Below are 4,487 nucleotides of genomic sequence, written 5' to 3' on the forward strand. Positions count from 1 at the left end.
AGAAAGGGTGGTTTAACTGCTGTTCAATGTCTTAATGCCCTGGGCCTTACAGAAATCTCAACTTTCTTTAAAACAAAGAAAAACAGAATATCGTTATCAAATCAGAAATAAAAAGCGTTGAAAAAACCTGCAAAAATACTTGTGATCAGATTGAGTTCCATGGGAGACATCATATACACTACGCCGGTAGTACGATGTCTTAAAGAGCAATTACCTGACTGTGAAGTTCATTTTCTGACCAAACCTGCTTTTCAGTACATCTATCAGAACAATCCATACCTGAGTAAACTCCATACATTAAGGCCAAAACTCTCTGATACGATTAAAGACATTAAAGCAGAAAAATTTGACCTGATTGTAGACCTGCATAATAACCTGCGTACTTCTATAATCAAACTGTCTACCCACATCCCTTCCACAACTTATAAAAAAGACAGGATCAATAAATGGCTTGCATTAAAATTCAAATGGAAGCAGATGATATCCCCCAAACACCTGGTAGAGAGATATCTGGATACCGTTAGATTTCTTGGCGTTCAAAACGACAACAAGCCCATTGACTACTACATATCAAAAGATTACCAGTTAAAATATCTCCTTCCTCCATCTCATCTGGAAAAATATGTAGCCTTTGTAATCGGAGCAACCCACTTTACCAAACGTTTGCCAAATGATCAGATCATTAAGATCTGTGAAGGTATTGATTCACCCATTGTACTGCTTGGAGGACAGGATGTAAAAGAGAATGCAGACCTGATTCAAAATGCCCTTGGAAATAAGATATACAATACCTGTGGACTAACCAATCTGGATCAATCTGTCTTTCTAGTGTCCAAAGCACACAAGGTCATCGGATTTGACACCGGTCTTACCCATATATCTGAAGCCTTTAACAAGCCTCTTGCCTCTATCTGGGGAGGTACAACCCCCGAACTTTTAGGTGTACAACCTTATAAGATTTCTGAATCCTTTATTGCCGGAATTGAACTATCCTGTAGACCCTGCTCAAAATTTGGTTTAGAAAAGTGTCCTCTCGGACATTTCAAATGTATGAAAGACCTGCCCGAAGCCCCAATTATTGACTTTATAAATACATAAACCTGTGAACCCGACAAAAACAATAAAATAAACAGATGAAACAGCTTCTTTTAATAAGACACGGAAAATCCGACTGGAAAGACAGTCATATTACTTCAGATTTTGACCGGCCACTCAATCATCGCGGACATAAAAATGCACCCGTAATGGCAGAGAAAATTCTAAAGAAAGGAATGGTACCTCAACATCTGGTTAGCAGTCCGGCCATACGAGCCTGGTCCACTGCAAAACACTTTGCAGAAGTATGGAATTTCAAAACTGATGATCTTAAAACAGAAAGTTCTATATATGAAGCAAATATAAATGCTTTACTGAAAATCGTGAATAGTTTTCCCAATAGTATTGACAATATCGCAATGTTTGGTCATAATCCAGGATTTACAGATTTCGCAAATTATCTAGCCGACGCGAATCTGTACAACATTCCAACTGCCGGAGTTGTGGTACTCCGTTTCGATACAGATGACTGGGCAGAAATAGGGCATCATACAGGCACCATGTTGTTATTTGATTTCCCTAAGAACACAGATGAGCCGCATTGATAGTTGATCAAGAACAACATAGTATGCATGATTTAACAGCGGTTAAAACTTAAGATGTTTCACCGTTAGTCCATTATTAATCAATTGTTTTAGAGAATCAATTCCAATTTTCAAATGTGTTTCCACATAATTTGAAGTAACTGAACTGTCACTCTCTGTTGTTTTAACTCCCTCAGGGATCATTGGCTGATCAGATACCAGCAGCAAAGCACCTGTAGGAATTTTGTTCGCAAATCCCGTTGTGAAAATAGTCGCTGTCTCCATATCTACAGCCATAGCACGCAGGCTTTTCAAATATTTTTTGAAATTCTTATCATGCTCCCAAACTCTTCGGTTGGTGGTATAACAGGTTCCTGTCCAATAATCACGTGAATGATCACGAATGGTCGTCGAAATTGCCTTCTGCAAAGCAAAAGCAGGAAGTGCAGGTACTTCGGCAGGTAAATAGTCATTAGAAGTCCCCTCTCCCCTAATTGCAGCAATCGGCAAGATAAGGTCGCCAAGTTGATTTTTCTTCTTTAAACCGCCGCATTTACCTAAAAACAGAACAGCTTTAGGCATTATTGCTGTCAGCAGGTCCATCATAGTAGCTGCTAACGGACTTCCCATACCAAAATTGATAATGGTGATCCCATTTGCTGTAACACTTTGCATAGGTTTGTCCAGACCGACAATTGGAGCATTGTCATTCCACTCGGAAAACATCTGCAGGTATTTACTAAAATTGGTCAGTAGGATATACTGTCCAAATTCTTCCAATGGACGTCCGGTATATCTTGGAAGCCAGTTTCTCACAATATCTTCTTTTGATTTTAAACCCGATTTAACCGGAGATTCTACCTCTTTCGATTTTTTCACTTTTCCTGCAGCGTCTGCCGCTTTTTTTACATCTTTTTCTTCGTTCATATATTTCTCCTTATTTATTAATTTACTTATTATTCATAACACTATATTAAATCCGGGAGTCATTTCTGGAAATAACAAGTTAAAAAAAATCCCCGTAAAAACGGGGATTAAATTCTTATGCAGCTTTTAACTTTTTAAAATCGGCTTTTTCAAATTTTTCCACCGCATAATCTAGTGTGATATTTAATTCCTTGACCCCTGGGTCAGAAGGAATATCAAACATAGCATCCAGCATAATGGCTTCGCAAATGGATCTTAATCCCCTAGCACCCAGCTTATATTCCATCGCCTTATCGACAATAAAATCCAGCACTTCATCCTCAAAAACGAGTTTCACCCCTTCAAATTCAAACAACTTCACATATTGGCGAAGTAAAGAATTCTTAGGTTCTGTCAAGATATTTCTTAAAGCTGCCTTATCCAGCGGATTTAGATGTGTTAAAACCGGTACACGGCCAATCAACTCAGGAATCAGACCAAAGGACTTCAAATCCTGAGGCGTAATATACTTGTACAGATTTTTAAGGTCAAGGTCTTCATCATCCTTTTTCACTTTATATCCCACTGCCTGTGTGCGCAAACGATTGGCAATTTTACGTTCAATACCATCAAAAGCACCACCACAAATAAAAAGAATATTATTCGTGTTCACCGGAATCATTTTCTGATCCGGGTGTTTACGTCCACCCTGTGGGGGTACATTCACAACAGTACCCTCAAGAATTTTGAGCAGAGCTTGCTGAACGCCCTCACCGGATACATCTCTGGTAATAGATGGATTATCGCTTTTACGAGCAACCTTATCCACCTCATCAATGTAAACAATACCACGTTCTGCAGACGCCACATCGTAATCAGCAGCTTGCAACAAACGGGTCAGGATACTTTCGACATCCTCCCCGACATAACCAGCTTCTGTTAATACTGTAGCATCGCAAATACAAAACGGCACGTGCAATATTTTAGCTATAGTCTTTGCAAGTAAAGTTTTACCAGTGCCCGTTTCACCAACCAGCATGATATTTGATTTTTCAATCTCTACTTCATCCTCCTGGTTTACTTTCTGACTTAACCTTTTATAATGGTTATAAACTGCTACAGAAAGCACCTTTTTTGCATCATCCTGACCAATTACATACTGATCAATATGTTGCTTAATTTCTAACGGCTTCAATAAGGTTACCGATGCATCCAGTCCTTTTGATTTCTTACTGCCCAACTCCTGTACCAGCAACTGATTAGCCTGCGCCACACATTTATCACAGATAAAGGCATCCAGACCTTCAATAAGCATCAAAGTGTCCTGCTTGCCAGAACCACAAAAGGAGCAGCGGGATTCTTTATTTTGTTTAGCCATTTTATTATTTATTGTTTGAACCCAATACCTCATCAATCATTCCAAAGCTTTTCGCCTCTTCTGAAGTCATCCAGTAGTCACGATCTGAAGCTTTTTCCACCCACTCATAGCTTTGGCCAGAATGATTCGAGATAATATCATATAATTCCTTCTTCAATTTAAGCATTTCCCTCAGGTTGATCTCCATATCAGAAGCCACACCTTGCGCACCGCCTGACGGTTGGTGAATCATCACCCGGGAATGTTTCAATGCCGCACGCTTGCCCTTTGCACCAGCAACCAACAGAACTGCTCCCATAGAAGCCGCCATACCTGTACAGATTGTAGCCACATCCGGGGTAATGTATTGCATAGTATCATAGATACCTAAACCCGCATACACGGAACCACCTGGAGAGTTGATATAGATCTGTATATCTCTGTTACTGTCCGTAGACTGCAGGAACAACAGCTGTGCCTGAATAATATTTGCATTTCCATCATAGATGGCATCACCTAAAAAGATGATACGATCCATCATCAAGCGGGAGAAAACATCCATCTGAGCCACGTTTAACTGACGCTCCTCAATAATATAAGGTGTC

General features: G+C 39.7%; 5 protein-coding genes. 2 read left to right on the top strand and 3 right to left on the bottom strand.

The genetic code is table 11. The annotated features are described in order from the left end of the window. Nucleotides 1–117: 117 nt before the first annotated feature. Nucleotides 118–1,098, top strand: a complete 981-nt coding sequence (locus VNZ46_RS19485; RefSeq protein ID WP_325561742.1) for a glycosyltransferase family 9 protein — start codon at nt 118–120, stop codon at nt 1,096–1,098. Between the two features lie 35 nt (nt 1,099–1,133). After that, entirely contained in the window at nt 1,134–1,640 is a 507-nt protein-coding gene (locus tag VNZ46_RS19490; RefSeq protein WP_325561744.1) for a SixA phosphatase family protein, read from the top strand. A gap of 42 nt (nt 1,641–1,682) precedes the next feature. On the opposite strand, the gene VNZ46_RS19495 is transcribed toward VNZ46_RS19490, so the two are convergent. From VNZ46_RS19495 to VNZ46_RS19505, 3 genes are all read right to left on the bottom strand, one after another. Further along, complete coding sequence (locus tag VNZ46_RS19495) at nt 1,683–2,546, bottom strand: AMP nucleosidase (RefSeq protein ID WP_325561746.1); 864 nt, start codon at nt 2,544–2,546, stop codon at nt 1,683–1,685. A 115-nt stretch (nt 2,547–2,661) separates the two neighbouring features. Beyond that, nucleotides 2,662–3,903: an ATP-dependent Clp protease ATP-binding subunit ClpX gene (clpX, locus tag VNZ46_RS19500; protein WP_199080172.1), complete on the bottom strand. Its 1,242-nt coding sequence runs from the start codon at nt 3,901–3,903 to the stop codon at nt 2,662–2,664. A gap of 4 nt (nt 3,904–3,907) precedes the next feature. Then, nucleotides 3,908–4,487 (bottom strand): ATP-dependent Clp protease proteolytic subunit (locus tag VNZ46_RS19505; RefSeq protein ID WP_325561749.1); only part of this gene is annotated, 580 nt, incomplete at its 5' end.

The organism is Pedobacter sp. (assembly GCF_035566355.1).
In the GTDB taxonomy this organism is placed as follows: domain Bacteria; phylum Bacteroidota; class Bacteroidia; order Sphingobacteriales; family Sphingobacteriaceae; genus Pedobacter.